The sequence below is a fragment of the Pseudoflavonifractor sp. An85 genome, from assembly GCF_002161235.1.
Classification (GTDB): domain Bacteria; phylum Bacillota; class Clostridia; order Oscillospirales; family Oscillospiraceae; genus Enterenecus.
In genome coordinates, this window is sequence record NZ_NFHE01000006.1 from 36,816 (window position 1) to 53,981 (window position 17,166).

Below are 17,166 nucleotides of genomic sequence, written 5' to 3' on the forward strand. Positions count from 1 at the left end.
AGTCGTTATTTTAACCGCAGCTCATAGGCCACTTCACGGGTCTGTCCTCTGGAAAGGTTCCCACGGTATTGAAATCCGGCCGCTTTCAGGTGTTCCAACTGTGCTTTCTTCCTTTTGTCCGCTGCGGTGCGAATCCAGCCTATTCCTGCTTCACGGGCCAAATCTCTGGCGCAGGAGAGCACATGCTCCATCAAATTGGTATGCACCAGCGCAGGGTCCTGGCCGTGGAACTGGAGCCACAGGCTGGGCTCCTGGGCAGACCATTTACCGTCTTGAATACCCAGGGCCTCTTCTGCGTTTAGAGGACTGAGAGAGATACAGGCGGCGGGCTGATCCCCGTGCCAGATCAGGTAACCATGGGAAGGCATGGGTGAGGCGTAAGACCAAGAAATGTTCTCCCAGTCCTCACAGGTAGCAGGGGTACAGGAGACGGGAAGGGTAAGGGGCTTTTGCAACTCCTCCGCCCGAATTTCCGCCAACAGCTTCTGATCTTCCTTGGAGGATAGGTCCAGTTTGGCGTACAAATCGGGACGACGGTCCCGGGTACGAATGAGAGACTGCTTGCGTCGCCACCGCTCCACCTTCTTGTGATCTCCGCAGGTGAGCACCTGGGGCACCTCCATGCCATGCCATTGAGCAGGGCGGGAATATTGGGGATATTCCAATAAGCCATTCCAGTGGCTCTCGTCCTCAAAGCATGCGTCGTGGGAGAGCACTCCCGGGATAAGACGGCACACGGCGTCTGCCACAGCCATGGCGGCTATTTCGCCGCCGGTGAGCACAAAGTCACCCAGGGAGATCTCCTCGTCCACATACCCATCAATAAATCTTTGGTCAATGCCCTCATAGTGGCCACAGACTAAAATCAGATGGTCATATTCCCGGGCCAGACGGCGGGCATCCTCCTGGGTAAAGGTTTTGCCGCAAGGGGAGAGGTAAATGGTGTGCGGCTTGCTCTGGTGCTGGCCGCAAATGTGCTTCCAGCACTGGTAGAGGGGATCGGCCTGCATCACAGCCCCTTGGCCGCCGCCGTAAGGGTAGTCGTCCACTTGCTTTTGCTTGTTTTGCGTGTAGTCCCGAATTTGGTGCGTGAGAATGCGAATGTAGTCCCGCTCTTGGGCGCGACCTAAAATGGATTCACTCAGTACATCCCCCACGGTGTCGGGGAACAGAGTCATGATATCAATGTGATACACGGCTCTCACATCCCCTCAATGAGACGAACCTTGATATATCCGGCCTCCACGTTGGTCTCCAGGATGAACTCGGGCACGGCAGGAATGAGAATTTGACGCTCACCTTCCACCACATATACCTGCTGACGGGAGGGGGAGAGAATATCTTTCAAAACACCCAGCTTGACGCCCTGCTCGTCCACTACATCCAAGCCGAGGATGTCGGCGAGGAAGAAGGTCCCTTCGGGGAGCTTGGCATCCTCGCGACGAATGTGGACTACCTTGTTTTTCAGCAGCATGGCGGTATTCACGTCGGACACGCCTTCCAGCTGTGCAATGACGCTGCCTTTGTGCACACGGGCGTTTTGCACCTTGACCGGAGAGCCGTCAATATACAGAGTGGAAAACTGACAGAGAAATTCTGCGCTGTCGGCCCAGGGGACAATCTTTACTTCGCCACGGATGCCGTGGGTGTTGACGATTTGGCCGCATTCCAGATAGGGATGGATCATAGTTTGGTTCACCTCTTGTGAATAGAAATCAAAAAGGCGGGGGCAAGCCCCCGCCTCAGCGGCTGTGTCAGTCGAGAATATCAACTGAAACCTTCTTGCCCTGACGCTGGGCAACCGAGCGCATCAGCGCTCGAATCTCTTTGGCGATGCGACCCTGACGGCCAATCACCTTACCCATGTCCTCGGCGGCCACACGCAGCTCCAAAACGGTTTCTGCGGGAGTCTCGTGCTCGGTCACAGAAACCTGGTCCGGATGTTCCACCAGGTTTTGGGCAATATAAGTGAGCAATTCCTTCATGAGGACCTCCAATCGCGCGCTTACACGCCAGCCTTCTTCAGCAGGTCACGCACGGTGTCGGTGGGCTGAGCGCCGGTCTTAATCCAAGCCTGAGCACGCTCCACATCGATGTTGATGGCAGCGGGATTCTGGCGGGGATCATAGGTGCCCAGCTCCTCGATGAAACGGCCATCGCGGGGATAGCGGGAATCGGCAACCACAACGCGGTAGAAGGGAGCCTTCTTGGCGCCCATGCGACGCAGTCTGATCTTAACCATTGTATTTTCACCTCCATAGATTCTATCGTATATGGCAATGTCCGTGGGGGACAGAAACCAACCTTAAAATGGCAACCCCATGCCTTTGATGCGGCTGAGCAGGCCTTTGGCCTTCTTGGGGTTGGAGAACTGACGGGTGAGCATCTGAATCGCCTCAAACTGCTTGAGCAGGCGGTTGACGTCCACCACTTGGGTACCGGAACCGGCCGCAATGCGCTTTTTCCGGCTGGAGTTGAGGACCGAGGGATTTTCCCGTTCATAGGGGGTCATGGATTGAATGATGGCCTCGATCTTGGCAAGACCAACCTCGTCCACGCTGAAATCCATCTTCTTGCCTCCCATACCTGGGAGCATGGAGGCAATATCCTGCATGGAACCCATTTTCTTGACCTGCACCAGCTGGTCATAAAAATCGGCCAGAGTAAACTTGTTTTTGCGCATGCGCTCCATCTGCTCGGCAGCCTTTTTGGCGTCCAAGCTCTGCTCTGCCTTCTCAATGAGGGAGAGCACGTCGCCCATGCCCAAAATACGGCTGGCCATACGGTCGGGATGGAACACCTCGATGTTGTCTAGCTTTTCACCGGTGCCAGCAAACTTGATAGGCTTTCCGGTGACAGCCCGAATGGAGAGGGCAGCACCACCACGGGCGTCACCATCCAGTTTGGTGAGCATCACACCGTCGATGTCCAATGCCTCGTCAAAGGCCTTGGCCGCATTGACGGCATCCTGACCGATCATGGCATCCACCACCAAAAGGATCTCGGTGGGGTTGACCGCGGCCTTTACCGCTTTCAGCTCGTCCATCAACTGCTCATCGATGTGCAGACGGCCTGCGGTATCCAAAAACACCATGTCGTTGCCGTGCTTTTTGGCATGCTCCACGGAAGCTTTGGCGATGTCCACGGGATTAGTCTGGCCCATCTGGAAGACGGGAATGTCCAACTGCTCACCCACCACCTCCAACTGACGGATGGCGGCAGGGCGATAGATATCACAGGCGGCCAACAGGGGTCGCTTGCCCTGCTTTTTCATCAGACCGGCCAGCTTGGCACCGTTGGTCGTCTTACCGGCGCCCTGCAAACCCACCAGCATCACTACCGTGGGCGGGGCAGAGGCGATGGTCAATTTGCTGTCACCACCGCCCATCAAAGCAGTCAGCTCTTCGTTGACGATCTTCACGATCATCTGAGCCGGGGTGAGGGACTCCAGCACGTCGGTGCCCACGGCACGCTCCGTCACAGAAGCCACAAAGTTTTTAACCACCTTAAAGTTGACGTCCGCCTCCAAAAGAGCCATCTTAATCTCTTTCATGGCGGCCTTCACGTCCGCTTCGCTGATGCGGCCTTTGCCTCGCAAGCGGCGGAAGGTGGCAGAAAGTTTTTCAGTTAAGCTTTCAAATGCCATGGCTTACTCCTGTTTGAGCTTTGCGGTGTGTTCCTTAATACTTCGGGCGATCTCCTCCAGGGTGGAGGCGGTGCAGGATCCTGCATGCACAGCCTGAAGCAGACGATCAGCCGCCTCATCAATGGCCATCAGCTCTTTCTGGCTTTGGTGGAACCGGCGGATCAGGTGGGTTTTCTCCTCAATCTCATCCATGGCGGCTTCCGCACGCACAATGACGTCGCGCACACCCTGGCGAGAGATGCCGTAGTTCTCGGCAATCTCGGAGAGGGAGAGGTCCTCGTTGTAATAGAGGTCGTAAAACTCTTTTTGACGGTCTGTGAGCAAATCACCATAAAAATCATAGAGCATGGCCATTCGGTATGCCTGATTCTTCATGGATTTGCACCTCCCAAACCGTGTTGTGTAAAGCAAGTCGGCTTTACAATTAGATACTATACCATAGCCACATCCTGCTGTCAAGGAAAAACACTTTCCAAAGATGCAGTCATTTTTTCCTAAAATGCACATACTTTTCTGTGGTGTTTTGGGAATTTTGACGCAACAGGCAAAAATAACGTGGAAACCAAAGTTTGTGGTGGCAAGAATGGGGAAATGATGTATAATGTACCTTACACTTTATACCCTTAAGAAGGAGGACGCTTATGGAGCGATTCCACAAAACCCTGGCTGAAGGGGTTGAGTTGGTAATGACTCAGACCAAGCAATTTAAAACTGGCGTGTTCAGCGTCACACTGACCATGCCGTTGCAAGAGGATACTGCCACAGCCTACGCCCTCATCCCAGACGTTCTCTACCGGGGCAGCCGTAAACACCCGAACATTGAGGCCCTGTCTGCGGCCACTGACGAACTCTATGGGGCTTCCCTGGGTCCTGCGGTGCGCCAGCGTGGGGAGAGCCAAAGTGTGGGCTTTCAGTGTAGCTTCATTGACGACCACTATGCCTTGGACGGTATGGCAGTGTTGGAACCTGCTGTGGCGCTTGTGGGAGAGATTCTGCTTGACCCCTACACGGTGAATGGGGTGTTTGATGGAGAATTTGTCTCCAGTGAAGGTGCCAACCTGGCCGACCGCATTGCTGCCCGTATCAACGACAAGCGAGGCTGGTCCATTTTCCGCCTGGTACAGGAGATGTGCAGCCAAGAGCGGTATGCTGTGGACAAGCTGGGAGACGCACAGCAAGCCCGAACCATGACGGCCCAGCAGCTATGGCAACACTACCAAACCCTGTTGGCTCAGAGTCACGTTACCTTTTATTATGGAGGTTCCGCGGGATTGGATCGGGTGGAGCAGGCCATTGTCTCCGCCTTTGGCTCCTTGCTTCGGGATCGGCATGCCCCGGTGGAATGCCAGGTGGTAGCCAAGCCCATGCAGGAGCAGGTGCGGGAAGTGACAGACATTCTGGATGTGACTCAGGGTAAGCTGGCGCTGGGCTTCCGTACCGGCGGGATTACAGTCAATCATCCCCAGCTCCCAGCGCTGTTGGTGTGCAACGCCCTGTATGGCGGGACGGCACACTCCAAGCTTTTTACCAATGTACGAGAGAAGATGAGCCTTTGTTATTTCGCCTCCTCACTGCTGGATAAGATCAAGGGACTGATGGTGGTGTCTTCGGGCGTGGAGTTTTCCAAGTTCATAGTGGCTAAGGAGGCCATTTTGAACCAGTTGGATGCCATTCGTCAGGGTGATTTCACCCAGGAGGAGATGCAGGCAGCCATTCGATCGGTGGTCAATGCGCTTATCAGCCGCAAGGACAGCCAAGGCCTGATGGAGGATGACTGTGTCACCACAGCACTCACCGGAGGCGATCCCACTCGGGCAGACGATTTGTCTGAGCAGGTAGAGCGAGTGTCCAAGCAGGACGTGGTGGCCGTGGCCAATATGCTGACTTTGGACACCATCTATTATCTCACAGGAGAGGAGGCGTAAGATCCATGGAACTGCGGGAATATACGCTACTGGGGGAAAATGTCTACCGCCAGCGTTTGGATAATGGTCTGGAGATTCTGGTGGATGTTCGCCCGGAATATGGGAAGCAGTTTGCCTTTTTTGCTACGCGATATGGCGGTATGAACTTGCGGTTTCGCAGCGAGGACGGCCATTGGGTGGACACTCCCGCCGGTGTGGCTCATTTTTTGGAGCACAAAATGTTCGACTCAGAAGAGGGAAATGTGCTGCAAATTATGGCGGCCAATGGCGCTGTAGACAATGCCTTTACCGCTGCGGCCATCACAGGCTACTATTTTGAATGTACCCGAGGCTTTGAGGAGAATCTGCGTACCCTGCTCAGCTTTGTCTCCACCCCCTATTTCACCCAAGAGAGTGTGGACAAAGAGCAGGGCATCATTGCCCAGGAAATACGCATGTGCCTGGATGATCCGGACGTGGAAGTGTACTACCAGCTTATGGAGAGCATGTACCAAAACCATCCGGTGCGGGTGCGGGTGGCAGGCAGTGAGCAGTCCATCGCCCAGATCACTCCGGAGGTGCTCTACCGCTGTCACGAGGCATTTTACCGTCCGGAAAACATGGTGCTGTGTGTGGCTGGCTCTGTGGATCCAGAGAAAGTGGTAGAGTTGGCACAGCAAGTGCTGCCCAGCAGCGGCGGATATCTGGGCCAGGTAGATTTGGGAGAGCAGGAACCTGTGGGCGTATCCCGGAGCTACGTGGAAAAGGAAATGCTCGTGTCGGTGCCTGTGTTCGAACTGGGTATCAAGGGAACCCCCGCTCCCGCCGGTAAGGAATTGCGCCAGCAGTTGGTGGGGGATCTGATGTGTGACGTGCTCTTTGGCTCTTCCGCGCCTCTGTACACCAAGTTGTACGAAGAAGGGCTCATCAACAGCAATTTTGGCGGGGACTACGAGTCTATACTCGGTTGTGCTTATCTCATGGCAGGAGGAGAGAGCCGGGACCCCCGTGCGGTACGGGATGCCGTGGTGGCCGAGGCTCAGCGGCTGTGCCGAGAGGGTATTAATCCTCAGCTCTGGGATCGCCTCAAAAAGGCCGCCTACGGAAGTATGGTGCGACGGCTGAACTCCCTGGAGGACACCTGCATCGAACTGGCTCAAAATTACTTCCGGGGCGAAGATTATTTTTACTTCCCCCAGTGCTTCCAGAGCATTGAGTGGGAGGACGTGAAGGCTATGCTGGAGCAGTGGTGTGTGCCAGAGCGTGTGGCACTGGCTGTGGTGTGCCCGGTGGGTACCGCTGGGCAGGAAAGGTGGGAGTGAGCATGGTTCAGACAGTGACTTTTCCCGGCCTGGGCCTGGAATTTACCCTCAATCGTGTGGCCATTGAGCTGTTTGGCAAAGATGTCTATTGGTATGGTGTCATCATCGCCTGTGGATTTTTACTGGCCACGTTCTACTGTTATCGAAAAGCCGCCTACTTTGGTGTAGATGGGGAAAAGTTGACGGACATGCTCTTTTTCGCCGTTCCGCTCTCCATCCTTGGCGCCCGGGCGTATTATGTGATTTTCTATCCCTCTCAATTTCAAAATGCTGATGGCTCTCTGGACTGGGGACGAGTGATTGCCATCTGGGACGGCGGGCTGGCCATCTACGGCGGCGTGATCATGGCAGTGGTCACTGTGGCCGTCTACTGCAAGGTGCGTCGCCAATCTTTTTGGAACTACGTGGATGTGGGCTGTTATGGCCTGCTCATTGGCCAGGCCATTGGCCGCTGGGGCAATTTCATCAATGTAGAGGCATACGGTGGTCTGACCACCCTGCCTTGGCGCATGTGTTCTCCCTCCATCGCCAATGAACTGATGGGGAAAGGGTTATTGGAGTCTGCAGACGTATACCAAAGCATTTTGGATGGTACCGTGGGCGTACATCCCACCTTTCTCTACGAATCTTTGTGGAATGTACTGGGTTTTGTATTACTGGTACTGCTGGCCCGGAAGGGGCGGAAGTTTGACGGACAGATGTTCCTGTGCTACGTCATCTGGTACGGCGTGGGACGGGCATTCATTGAAGGTATGCGCACGGACAGTCTGTATTTCTTCGGCACAGGGCTGCGCACATCTCAACTGTTGGGCATCCTGTCTGCTGCGGTGGCACTGGTGATTATGATCATTCAGTTCAAACGGGGAAAACCGGCCACTCCACCCTTGGAGGAAGAGAACGAGAAGAAGGAGCAAGAAATCAATGGCAATTAAAATGGATGGCTTGGCCTTGGCCAAAAAATTGAAGGCACAGGCAAGGGAAGAGGCAGCTCAACTGAGCCGCCGTCCGGGGCTGGCAGTCATCATTGTAGGTGATAACCCCGCCTCCCGGGTGTATGTCAACAGCAAACGTAAGGACTGCGAGGAGTGCGGCTATTACAGTGAGGAGTACGCCCTTCCCGAAACCAGCACCCAGCAGGAGCTGCTGGAGCTCATTGGTGAGCTGAACCGCCGGGAAGATATCGACGGTATTTTGGTGCAGCTGCCCCTGCCTCAGGGCTTCTGCGAGGAAGAGGTGTTGCTGGCCATTGACCCCAGCAAGGATGTGGATTGTTTCCACCCCTATAATGTGGGGCAGCTTACCATTGGCCAGCCTGTGTTCCAGCCCTGTACCCCCGGCGGTGTGATGGAAATGCTGAAAGAGTACCACATCGACCCCATCGGAAAGCGGTGTGTAGTACTGGGCCGCTCCAACATTGTGGGCAAGCCTATGGCTATGCTGTTGCTCCATGCTCACGGAACCGTCACCGTCTGCCACTCCCGTACCCCGGATATGAAAGAGATTGCTGCTACCGCAGACATTCTGGTTTCCGCGGTGGGCCAGGTTGGCCTGGTCACTGGTGACATGGTAAAGGAGGGCGCTGTAGTCGTTGATGTGGCCATGAACCGCAATGCCGAGGGCAAGCTGTGCGGCGACGTGGTAGTGGAAGAGGTAGAGCCCAAGGCCTCCTATCTCACCCCGGTACCCGGTGGGGTGGGTCCCATGACCCGAGCCATGCTCATGCTCAATACCCTGACAGCCGCCAAAAACCACTTGAAATGAAGCAAGCCCCGCCGAAATCGGCGGGGCTTTTCTTTTTACTGTTTGGCGGCATAGTCACACACCGGGGCCAGAGGGCACATGCCGCATTTTGCTTGACGTGCGGTACAGATGGCCCGCCCATGGAGCACCAGGCGATGGCAGAAGTTATTGGACTCCTCCGGAGGCAGGATTTCCCGCAGCTGTTTTTCCACCTTCGCCGGGTCCTTGGTCCCATCGGTGAGACCCAGACGTCCGGCAATGCGGATGCAGTGGGTGTCTGCTACCACCACGCCGGGAGTGTGGAACACATCACCCAAAATGAGGTTGGCTGTTTTACGACCTACTCCAGGCAAAGCCACCAGCTCTTCCATGGTGCCTGGCACCTTGCCTCCATGCTGGGAGAGAAGCACCTGAGCACACAGCACCAAGTCTCGGCTTTTGGCCCGGAAGAATCCGCAGGAGTGGATGTATTCCCCCACTTCTTCCACGTCTGCCTGGGCAAAATCCTCCAGAGTAGGGAAGCGGGCAAAAAGGGCAGGAGTGACCTGGTTGACCCGTTCATCCGTACACTGCGCGGAGAGCCGTACGGCAAAGAGCAACTCATAATCTTTCTCATATTGCAAGGAGCAGATGCCGTCGGGATAGAGTTTTTTGAGACCGTCCACCATGGCTTGTACCTGCTTCTTTGTTTTCATATGTATCACCTCTGGCGATATCATACCATAGCGCTGGGAAGAAATCCACGAAAGTTTACGGATTGTCTATTGCTTTATTTGAGTAAAGCGGATATAATAGGACCATCTCAACCGAAAAGGGAAGGTGGAACGACCATGGTTTTGGAATATATGGATTTTGTATCCAAAATGGACCCTGAAGTAGGCGCTGCCATTCAGGCCGAGTATCAGAGACAGTGTGATAACATTGAGCTCATCGCTTCTGAAAATATCGTCTCTGAGACGGTGTTAGCCGCAGCCGGCAGCGTGCTGACTAACAAATACGCCGAAGGATATTCTGGCAAGCGCTATTATGGCGGCTGCCAGTGCGTGGACGTGGTGGAAACCCTGGCTATTCAGCGGGCCTGCCAGCTCTATGGAGCCAAATTTGCCAATGTTCAGCCTCATTCGGGAGCACAGGCCAACTATGCGGTGTATATGGCCCTGTGCCAGCCTGGAGACACGGTTCTGGGCATGAATTTGGACCATGGCGGCCACCTGACCCATGGCAGCCCGGTGAATTTCTCTGGCAAATACTACAATGTTGTGGCCTATGGCGTGGACGAGGAGACTGGTTATATCGACTATGACCAGTTGGAGCGAGTGGCCAAGGAGTGCAAGCCCAAGATGATCGTAGCGGGCGCCTCTGCCTACCCCAGAACCATTAATTTTGCCCGCTTCCGTGCCATTGCTGACGAAGTAGGTGCCTATCTGTGGGTGGATATGGCCCACATTGCCGGTTTGGTGGCTGCGGGGCTGCATCCTTCTCCGGTGCCCTATGCCCATGTGGTGACCACCACCACTCACAAAACACTGCGGGGACCCCGTGGTGGCATGATTCTCACCAACGACGAAGATCTGGCCAAGAAGATCAACTCCGCCATCTTCCCCGGAGCCCAGGGTGGCCCCCTGATGCATATCATTGCCGCCAAAGCGGTGGCTTTGGGTGAAGCCTTGAAACCCGAGTTCAAGGTGTACCAACAACAGGTGGTGGCCAATGCGCAGGCACTGGCTCAGGGCCTGATGAACCGAGGCATGAATCTGGTTTCCGGCGGCACCGACAATCACCTGGCTCTGGTGGATCTGCGCAACTTGGGCGAGCTTACCGGCAAGGAGTTGGAACGCCGCTTGGATGAGGTTCGCATCACCGTCAACAAGAACAAGGTGCCTGGAGATCTTCGTTCTCCCTTCCAGACCAGCGGCATTCGAGTGGGCAGCCCTGCGGTGACCAGCCGTGGCTTTACCACCGCCGACATGGACCAAGTGGCCCAGTATATTGCGTGGGCGGCCACAGACTTCGAAAATAAGGCGGAAGAAATTCGCCAGGGCGTAGCGCAGTTGACCCAGGCCCACCCCATTTACCGATAAAAGAAAACATGTGCCTGACGCGTGATGCAGTCAGGCACATGTTTTCTTTTAACCAACCACCTGTTTGCCGTTGACCCAGACAGTGCGGATGTGACTGTCGCTTACCATAGGGTCCCCGTCCACCAGAACCAGATCGGCATCCTTGCCCGGCTCCAAAGAGCCCACCTGGTCTTGGATGCCTAGATGTTTGGCAGGGTTGATGGTGATGGCTTTCAGGGCCTCAAAGGGATCCATGCCCGCTTTCACGGCCAGTCCAGCGCACAGGGGAAGATAGGACTGGGGAATGACGGGGTTGTCGGTGATGATGCTCACCTGCACACCCGCCCGGGCCAGCACCCCGGGGGTTTCAAAGGTCTTGTTGACCAGCTCGATTTTACTGGCGTTGGTGAGGGTGGGGCCTACCGCAGCGGGGAAGCCGGAACGGGCCACCACATCCGGAATGAGGTGCCCCTCTGTGCAGTGCTCCAAAGTCATTTTAACTCCAAATTCTTTGGCAATGCGGATGGCGGTGCAGATATCGTCGGCGCGATGGGCGTGTGCCTTGAGAGGAATCTCGCCACGCAGCACGGGGATCAGCGCTTCCAGCTTCATGTCGTACTTGGGCTTTTTCAGAGGATCATCCCCGGCCGCTTCTTTTCGAGTCATGTAGTCCTGAGCGGCAAAGAGCATTTCCCGCAGTTTAGCGGCCGTGCTCATGCGAGCGGAGTTACCTTTGTTCTGGTAGCAGCGCTTGGGATTTTCGCCGAATGCGCACTTCATAGCCACCGGGTCCCGAAGTACCATGTCGTCCACACAATTGCCGTGGGTTTTTACCGCAAAAAACGTACCGCCTAGTACATTGGCGCTTCCCGGGCCGGTTCCTACGGTGGTCACGCCACCTTCCAGGGCTCGACGAACCCCCAACTCCAGAGGATTGAAGCTGTCGATGCCACGCAGGTGGGCCGCTACAATGTCTCCCATCTCATTATAATCATGTCCTTCAAACCCCATTCCGTAGTTGTCCAACCCCAAATGGCTGTGGGCGTCAATAAATCCGGGGTAGAGGCGCAGTCCCTGGGCGTCTATTACATCTTCCCCGAGAGCGGAGAGATTGGGGCCGATGGCTTGGATTTTAGAGCCCTGTACCAGTATGTCACCCACATAGGGCTGTGAGTGTATGGCATCGAAGATGAGTGCGTTTTGGATCAACATGATGTGATACCTCCTGATCATGGTGGAATTTCTCAAATTATACAATAGGCTGAACCATAAGGGAAGAGGAGAAGGTACGTTTTGGCCATCCCTGGGAAGAAATGAAGTTTTGACCACAGTTGGCTTGCCAATTTGTGATTTATGAGCTATAATACGTAAGATAGCCGTATTATCGAAAGATGCCAGGTGGTTGGAGGCGAAGAAATGGAATACGTGGAGCAGTTTTTCAACACGGCAACCGAATATATAAAGCTCATTGGGATATTCGACGTGATCGACATGGCCATTGTGGCCTTTGTGGTGTATCACATCTTTTGCTTTGTGCGGCGCAGTCGTTCCGGACAGGTGGTCAAAGCAATTCTTCTGATAGTCCTTGCCATGGGCATTGCCAATATTCTTCAGCTTCAGGTGGTTCGTTTTGTACTCAACAACGCGGTGGAGTTGGGATTTATTGCCCTGGTCATTATTTTTCAGCCGGAAATTCGTCGCTTTTTGGAGCAAATGGGCAGCGGGAAAATCAAAGAGATGTTTGTCCATGAGGCTGTTGATGACGAATTGGAATATGCCATCCGGGAGACGGTGGAGGCGTACACCTCTATGTCTAAGGACAAGGTGGGCGCTCTGATGGTGTTTGAGCGAAAAACTATGCTGGATGATGTGCTCAAAACCGGAACCCCCATGGACGCCCGGGTGTCTGCGGAACTGTTGAAGAACCTGTTTTGGAACAAAGCACCTCTGCATGATGGCGCTGTGATTGTACGAAACGGACGGATTGTGGGAGCAGGCTGTATGCTTCCCATGTCCGGCAATGTAAACATCAGCCGTGACCTGGGCATGCGTCACCGGGCAGGTATTGGAATCAGCGAAAACTCCGATGCCGTAGTGGCTCTGGTATCCGAAGAGACCGGGTCTATTTCCGTCGCCATCAACGGGATGCTCAAGCGTCACTTGGCCCCTGCCACGCTGGAACAAATGCTGCGCAATGAATTGATGCCGCAGCAGGAGGAAAATAAGCCTGTGGGCACAGCGTGGCTGACTAGCATGTTTAAACCAATTAAGGGGGATAAGCCAGATGGGGAAGAAGATTCTCGACAGTAAGGCGCTCTATGTGGTATTATCCATAGTCATTGCCATAACCATGTGGTTCTACGTCACCTCCATGGATGGAAACCAGCGCAGCAACTCCATTAACAACATTTCGATCACCTTTATGGGTGAGGAGCAGCTGGCAGGGCGTGGATTGATGATTGCCGGCGAAGCGCCTACAGCCAGCATCACCGTGAAAGCAACTCCTACGGTATTGGCACAGCTGACAGACGACTCTGTGGAACTGGTGGTGGACGTGTCCACCATAAACAAAGCCGGTGAGTACACCCTGGCCTATACGGTCAAACTTCCGTCCAATGTCAGCGCCAGTCAGGTTCAGTTTGTCCGTGGCGAGACGGGTAATGTAACCTTTACCGTAGCTGAGTATCGGCAGCGTGAGATTGAGCTTCGTGGTAAATTTGTGGGCACCACTGCCGAAGGATATCTGGCTGGTGACCAAGAAGATTTCGTCTTTACCCCCAGCAAGATTACCATCAGTGGCCAAGCATCTTTGGTCAACCAGGTGGCCTATGCCGAAGTGGTGGTGGACGGAGAAAACCTCACCGACACGGTGCATGGTGATTTCCCCTATCGCTTCATTGGAGCCAGCGGAGATGTGATTGAAAATCTGGATGTAGAGTGTTCTGTTGCCACCGTGCAGACCACCTTCTCGATTTTTGCCACCGCCGAAGTTCCTCTAGAAGTGAAGTTCCTGGAGGGTGGCGGCGTATCCCTGGATCAAGTGGATTATACCATGAGCCTTGATACGCTTACTGTAGCCGGCAGCAAAACGGCTGTGGAGGCCATTATGTCCGAAGGCTCTATCGTGTTGGGCACCATTGACTTGGGCACCGTTCACGACGGGGACGAAATTGTCTTTAACATTGCGCTCACCGATGAGCTGAGCAACATCAGTGGAGTGACTCAGGTCACAGTGACCATCGACCTGGATGATTCCCTACAGAGTAAGAAGGTGGAGGCCACCAACATCAGCTGCATTTCGCCCCCCAGTGGATGGGCGGCGAAGGCCTTGACACAGATGCTGGAGGTAGAAATTCGTGGCAGCAAAGAGTTATTGGACGCTGTCACAGGGGACAATGTACGTGTGGTGGCTGATCTCAAAGATATCAACCAGGCAGCCGGACAGTATACGGTGACCGCCAATGTATACCTGGACAGTGTAGGTACCAAAGACCAGATTGATGTAGTGGGGAGAGACTATAAGATCGTCATTTCCCTGTACAGGGCTTAAGTTATGTTTGGATACGTCAGACCCGCTTTGGATCGACTGTCTCAGGAGCAAAAGGAGATGTATCAGTCTGCCTATTGCGGACTGTGTCATGCTATGGGTATGCGTCATGGGTTCTGGGCCAGATTTACCTTGAACTATGACTTGACGCTTCTGGCAATCTTACTGCAAACCTGTCAGCCGGAACAGACCCGTACCTGCCATCGCTGCCCTGCCCATCCATTACGCAAGCCAAAAGCTTGCCTGAGCGGTAGCGGCATGGAAAAGGCCGCGGATCTGAGCATGATCCTCACATGGCACAAGATGGACGACGATGTGCGGGATCGAGGATGGCTCGCGGGGCTTCCGTACCGATGGATACGCTGGTGGTTTGCAAAAGCTTATCACAGGGCTGCGCAAAGCTGTCCCAGCTTTGATCTTCAGGTTCGGCATGGCTTGCAACGTTTGGGCCAACTGGAAGCGGAGAAGTCCCAGCGTTTGGACGAAGTGGCCCACCAATTTGCCTGTATTTTATCCTCTGCCGCTCAGAATTGGGAAGATGAGACCCAAGAGCGTATTTTATACCAACTGTTTTACCACGTGGGTCGTTGGATTTACCTGATGGATGCTTGGGATGACCTGGAGGAGGACGAAAAAAGCGGGCGATATAATCCGCTGTACCAGCGTTTCCAAGGAAAGGCAAAAGAAAAACGGGAGTATGTTGCCACCACATGCACCCACTCCATTCGATTGGCAGCCAATGCGGCCAGATTGCTGGAGCTGGGAGAGTGGTCGTCTGTGATAGAAAATATTCTTTGCGTTGGCATGCCAGCCGTGCAGAGTGCTGTGCTGGATGGCCGATGGAAAGAACTAAAAAAGTTACACAAAGGGAGATACACGCATGAGAGATCCGTATGAGGTGTTGGGTGTCAGTCCCAACGCCAGTGATGAGGAAGTAAAGCGCGCCTACCGGGAACTGGCACGAAAGTATCACCCGGACAACTATCAGAATAACCCATTGGCGGATTTGGCAGAAGAGAAGATGAAAGAGGTCAATGAGGCTTACGATGCCATCACCAAGTCCCGAAGCAGTGGCGGAAGCTACCAGGGGGGTGGATATCAGTCCGGATATTCGTCTCAGTCCTATGGATATCAGAATCAGTACAGCGGCGGGTCGGGTGCATTTTCCCAGGTGCGCCAATATATCAACATGGGAAATTTGGATGGCGCGGAGCAACTGCTGCGTGGAATTTCCACCAAGAATGGCGAATGGTATTTCTTGATGGGCAGCATTGCGTACCGTCGAGGCTGGCTGGACGAGGCTCGACAGAACTATCAGATCGCGTGTCAAATGGAACCTGGAAACATGGAGTACCGTCAGGCTTTTTCCATGATGCAGCGGGGCGGATACAGCTACAACACCAATATGGCCGGTGGGCAGTGTGACAGCCTGGACTGCTGTACCACCATGCTCTGCCTGAACTGTCTGTGTGGGGGATGTAATTGATATGAAACCAGGCAAATCTGCTCGTAATGTCACCTATCCCGCCTTGCTGGGCGCTGCGTCCATCATCCTTCTGTATGGCTCGGCCATCTCGCCCACTGGAGCCATTGGCCTGGTGGCCTTGGCGGGGGTGCCCTGCGCAGGTGTGGTCATCGCAGGCGGAACCTCCGCTGGACTCCTGTGTTGGGCTTCTGTGTCTGTATTGGGACTGTTGCTGGTACCGGATAAATTCTGTGTGCTTCTGTACGCTGCGATGTTCGGCCTGTATCCGGTGGTGAAATCCAAGGTAGAGGCCTTACGTCGCAAACCCTTGGAGCTGGTTTGCAAACTGGTCTTTTTTAACCTATCCTATACGGTTGTGGTTTGGGTGACCAAGGCTGTGGCCCTGGATGGGCTTCCTTTGGAGCAGCTGCACCTGGGGCTGGTTTATCTGTTGGGCAATGTGGTATTTTTACTGTATGACTTTGGATTTAGCGGGCTGATTGCAGCCTATCTCTCCCGCATGGGAAAGGGAAGAAACTGGAGAAAGGGCTGATAGAACCATGGTGAAAAGCATGACCGGATACGGACGTGGAGAGTGTAGCTACGAAGGCGGCACCTTCACCATCGAAGTACGGTCGGTAAATAACCGTTATTTGGACTGCGGCATTAAGATGCCTCGCAGCTTTATCTTTGCGGAAGATGCCATGAAAGCGCAGGTGCAGGCATCTATTTCCCGCGGTAAGGTAGATGTGTTTGTCACGCAATCTGCTGTGGCAGAGGATGATACCACCGTAGTGGTCAATGAGGCTCTGGCCAAATCCTACATTGAGGCATTGGAACACCTGTACAATCTGGGCGGGGGCCACTGGGTGAAGGGCAATTACTATGCTCCGGATTTGGCCCGTTTTCCTGACGTGCTGACCGTGGAGAAAAAAGAGCAGGATCAGGAGCAGGTAAAGGCTGGATTGCTGGGTGCTCTGGCTCAGGCCCTAACTGATTTCGACTCCATGCGGGTACGGGAAGGTCAACGGCTGGCTCAAGACATTCTGGGCCGCGTGGAGACCATCGAGAATTTGGTTTCCAAGGTGGAGGAGCGTTCTCCCCAGACTGTGGCAGAATACCGGGTACGTCTGACAGCGAAGATGAACGAGATTCTGCAAAGCACTCAGATTGAAGAGAGCCGTATTCTCACCGAAGCCGCTATTTTTGCGGATAAAGTGGCAGTAGACGAAGAGACCGTACGCCTGCGCAGCCACATTGCCCAGTTGCGAGAAATGCTGGAGCAGGGCGGCGCTGTGGGGCGCAAGCTGGACTTTCTCATTCAGGAGTTCAACCGCGAGGCCAACACCATTGGCTCCAAATGCAATGACATTGAAATTGCCCGTGTGGTGGTGGATATCAAAGCCGAAATTGAGAAAATCCGTGAACAGGTGCAAAACCTGGAGTAAGATTGACAGGCATTGTGTGGTAAGCGAGGTGATG

Annotated in this window: 19 protein-coding genes; 11 read left to right on the forward strand and 8 right to left on the reverse strand. The window is 54.3% G+C overall.

The annotated features are described in order from the left end of the window. Positions 1-5: 5 nt before the first annotated feature. The 6 genes from trmD to ylxM form a co-directional block, all read right to left on the reverse strand. Positions 6-1,196 carry a tRNA (guanosine(37)-N1)-methyltransferase TrmD gene (gene trmD / locus B5G37_RS15915; RefSeq protein WP_343229682.1) on the reverse strand — a complete coding sequence of 397 codons (1,191 nt, stop codon included), beginning with the start codon at positions 1,194-1,196 and terminating at the stop codon, positions 6-8. A 5-nt stretch (positions 1,197-1,201) separates the two neighbouring features. Next, a complete protein-coding gene (gene rimM / locus B5G37_RS04540; protein ID WP_087254561.1) occupies positions 1,202-1,687 on the reverse strand; it encodes a ribosome maturation factor RimM in 486 nt (161 codons plus the stop codon). 67 nt (positions 1,688-1,754) lie between these two features. Beyond that, on the reverse strand, positions 1,755-1,985 hold the full coding sequence (locus B5G37_RS04545) for a KH domain-containing protein (protein WP_162611660.1): 231 nt from the start codon (positions 1,983-1,985) through the stop codon (positions 1,755-1,757). 20 nt (positions 1,986-2,005) lie between these two features. Then, positions 2,006-2,242: a 30S ribosomal protein S16 gene (gene rpsP / locus B5G37_RS04550; protein ID WP_087254567.1), complete on the reverse strand. Its 237-nt coding sequence runs from the start codon at positions 2,240-2,242 to the stop codon at positions 2,006-2,008. A 63-nt stretch (positions 2,243-2,305) separates the two neighbouring features. Continuing rightward, positions 2,306-3,646 (reverse strand): signal recognition particle protein, encoded by a 1,341-nt coding sequence (ffh, locus tag B5G37_RS04555; RefSeq protein ID WP_087254570.1) that lies wholly within the window; start codon positions 3,644-3,646, stop codon positions 2,306-2,308. 3 nt (positions 3,647-3,649) lie between these two features. Beyond that, the gene (ylxM, locus tag B5G37_RS04560; protein ID WP_087254573.1) at positions 3,650-4,021 is read right to left on the reverse strand and encodes a YlxM family DNA-binding protein; all 372 of its coding nucleotides are present in this window, start codon (positions 4,019-4,021) and stop codon (positions 3,650-3,652) included. A 266-nt stretch (positions 4,022-4,287) separates the two neighbouring features. On the opposite strand from ylxM, the gene B5G37_RS04565 reads away from it, so the two are divergent. Genes B5G37_RS04565 through folD form a run of 4 tightly spaced genes read left to right on the forward strand, consistent with a single transcriptional unit; the run spans position 4,288 to position 8,633 of the window. After that, complete coding sequence (locus B5G37_RS04565) at positions 4,288-5,571, forward strand: pitrilysin family protein (protein WP_087254576.1); 1,284 nt, start codon at positions 4,288-4,290, stop codon at positions 5,569-5,571. Between the two features lie 5 nt (positions 5,572-5,576). Beyond that, complete coding sequence (locus tag B5G37_RS04570) at positions 5,577-6,872, forward strand: pitrilysin family protein (protein WP_087254579.1); 1,296 nt, start codon at positions 5,577-5,579, stop codon at positions 6,870-6,872. A gap of 2 nt (positions 6,873-6,874) precedes the next feature. Next, positions 6,875-7,804 (forward strand): prolipoprotein diacylglyceryl transferase, encoded by a 930-nt coding sequence (gene lgt, locus B5G37_RS04575; protein WP_087254584.1) that lies wholly within the window; start codon positions 6,875-6,877, stop codon positions 7,802-7,804. Beyond that, a complete protein-coding gene (gene folD / locus B5G37_RS04580) occupies positions 7,794-8,633 on the forward strand; it encodes a bifunctional methylenetetrahydrofolate dehydrogenase/methenyltetrahydrofolate cyclohydrolase FolD (protein ID WP_087254588.1) in 840 nt (279 codons plus the stop codon). The genes lgt and folD overlap by 11 nt, the downstream gene beginning before the upstream one ends. Before the next feature lie 35 nt (positions 8,634-8,668). Here folD and nth read toward each other — a convergent pair whose 3' ends face one another. Next, positions 8,669-9,307 carry an endonuclease III gene (nth, locus tag B5G37_RS04585; protein WP_087254590.1) on the reverse strand — a complete coding sequence of 213 codons (639 nt, stop codon included), beginning with the start codon at positions 9,305-9,307 and terminating at the stop codon, positions 8,669-8,671. A gap of 135 nt (positions 9,308-9,442) precedes the next feature. On the opposite strand from nth, the gene glyA reads away from it, so the two are divergent. Beyond that, positions 9,443-10,693 carry a serine hydroxymethyltransferase gene (gene glyA, locus B5G37_RS04590; RefSeq protein WP_087254593.1) on the forward strand — a complete coding sequence of 417 codons (1,251 nt, stop codon included), beginning with the start codon at positions 9,443-9,445 and terminating at the stop codon, positions 10,691-10,693. 48 nt (positions 10,694-10,741) lie between these two features. Here glyA and B5G37_RS04595 read toward each other — a convergent pair whose 3' ends face one another. After that, on the reverse strand, positions 10,742-11,884 hold the full coding sequence (locus B5G37_RS04595) for an amidohydrolase (protein WP_242962759.1): 1,143 nt from the start codon (positions 11,882-11,884) through the stop codon (positions 10,742-10,744). A 204-nt stretch (positions 11,885-12,088) separates the two neighbouring features. On the opposite strand from B5G37_RS04595, the gene cdaA reads away from it, so the two are divergent. From cdaA to B5G37_RS04625, 6 genes are read left to right on the forward strand one after another with little or no spacing between them, the layout of a single operon-like run. After that, the gene (cdaA, locus tag B5G37_RS04600; protein WP_087254600.1) at positions 12,089-12,982 is read left to right on the forward strand and encodes a diadenylate cyclase CdaA; all 894 of its coding nucleotides are present in this window, start codon (positions 12,089-12,091) and stop codon (positions 12,980-12,982) included. Then, positions 12,957-14,222, forward strand: coding sequence for a hypothetical protein (locus B5G37_RS04605; RefSeq protein WP_087254604.1), 1,266 nt, complete (start codon positions 12,957-12,959; stop codon positions 14,220-14,222). The genes cdaA and B5G37_RS04605 overlap by 26 nt, the downstream gene beginning before the upstream one ends. A 3-nt stretch (positions 14,223-14,225) precedes the next feature. Then, positions 14,226-15,116, forward strand: coding sequence for a DUF5685 family protein (locus B5G37_RS04610; RefSeq protein ID WP_087254607.1), 891 nt, complete (start codon positions 14,226-14,228; stop codon positions 15,114-15,116). Beyond that, positions 15,100-15,705: a J domain-containing protein gene (locus B5G37_RS04615; RefSeq protein ID WP_087254609.1), complete on the forward strand. Its 606-nt coding sequence runs from the start codon at positions 15,100-15,102 to the stop codon at positions 15,703-15,705. The genes B5G37_RS04610 and B5G37_RS04615 overlap by 17 nt, the downstream gene beginning before the upstream one ends. A gap of 1 nt (position 15,706) precedes the next feature. Then, positions 15,707-16,237 (forward strand): hypothetical protein, encoded by a 531-nt coding sequence (locus B5G37_RS04620; protein WP_087254611.1) that lies wholly within the window; start codon positions 15,707-15,709, stop codon positions 16,235-16,237. Positions 16,238-16,244: 7 nt separating this feature from the next. After that, positions 16,245-17,132: a YicC/YloC family endoribonuclease gene (locus B5G37_RS04625; RefSeq protein WP_087254614.1), complete on the forward strand. Its 888-nt coding sequence runs from the start codon at positions 16,245-16,247 to the stop codon at positions 17,130-17,132. Positions 17,133-17,166: the final 34 nt, after the last annotated feature.

What these genes read in the sequence shown, in the direction of transcription:
- rimM (WP_087254561.1), bottom strand. Translation starts at nt 1,687, where the DNA reads ATGATCCATCCCTATCTGGAATGCGGCCAAATCGTCAACACCCACGGC.
- B5G37_RS04545 (WP_162611660.1), bottom strand. Translation starts at nt 1,985, where the DNA reads ATGAAGGAATTGCTCACTTATATTGCCCAAAACCTGGTGGAACATCCG.
- rpsP (WP_087254567.1), bottom strand. Translation starts at nt 2,242, where the DNA reads ATGGTTAAGATCAGACTGCGTCGCATGGGCGCCAAGAAGGCTCCCTTC.
- ffh (WP_087254570.1), bottom strand. Translation starts at nt 3,646, where the DNA reads ATGGCATTTGAAAGCTTAACTGAAAAACTTTCTGCCACCTTCCGCCGC.
- ylxM (WP_087254573.1), bottom strand. Translation starts at nt 4,021, where the DNA reads ATGAAGAATCAGGCATACCGAATGGCCATGCTCTATGATTTTTATGGT.
- B5G37_RS04565 (WP_087254576.1), top strand. Translation starts at nt 4,288, where the DNA reads ATGGAGCGATTCCACAAAACCCTGGCTGAAGGGGTTGAGTTGGTAATG.
- B5G37_RS04570 (WP_087254579.1), top strand. Translation starts at nt 5,577, where the DNA reads ATGGAACTGCGGGAATATACGCTACTGGGGGAAAATGTCTACCGCCAG.
- lgt (WP_087254584.1), top strand. Translation starts at nt 6,875, where the DNA reads ATGGTTCAGACAGTGACTTTTCCCGGCCTGGGCCTGGAATTTACCCTC.
- folD (WP_087254588.1), top strand. Translation starts at nt 7,794, where the DNA reads ATGGCAATTAAAATGGATGGCTTGGCCTTGGCCAAAAAATTGAAGGCA.
- nth (WP_087254590.1), bottom strand. Translation starts at nt 9,307, where the DNA reads ATGAAAACAAAGAAGCAGGTACAAGCCATGGTGGACGGTCTCAAAAAA.
- glyA (WP_087254593.1), top strand. Translation starts at nt 9,443, where the DNA reads ATGGTTTTGGAATATATGGATTTTGTATCCAAAATGGACCCTGAAGTA.
- B5G37_RS04595 (WP_242962759.1), bottom strand. Translation starts at nt 11,884, where the DNA reads ATGTTGATCCAAAACGCACTCATCTTCGATGCCATACACTCACAGCCC.
- cdaA (WP_087254600.1), top strand. Translation starts at nt 12,089, where the DNA reads ATGGAATACGTGGAGCAGTTTTTCAACACGGCAACCGAATATATAAAG.
- B5G37_RS04605 (WP_087254604.1), top strand. Translation starts at nt 12,957, where the DNA reads ATGGGGAAGAAGATTCTCGACAGTAAGGCGCTCTATGTGGTATTATCC.
- B5G37_RS04610 (WP_087254607.1), top strand. Translation starts at nt 14,226, where the DNA reads ATGTTTGGATACGTCAGACCCGCTTTGGATCGACTGTCTCAGGAGCAA.
- B5G37_RS04615 (WP_087254609.1), top strand. Translation starts at nt 15,100, where the DNA reads ATGAGAGATCCGTATGAGGTGTTGGGTGTCAGTCCCAACGCCAGTGAT.
- B5G37_RS04620 (WP_087254611.1), top strand. Translation starts at nt 15,707, where the DNA reads ATGAAACCAGGCAAATCTGCTCGTAATGTCACCTATCCCGCCTTGCTG.
- B5G37_RS04625 (WP_087254614.1), top strand. Translation starts at nt 16,245, where the DNA reads ATGGTGAAAAGCATGACCGGATACGGACGTGGAGAGTGTAGCTACGAA.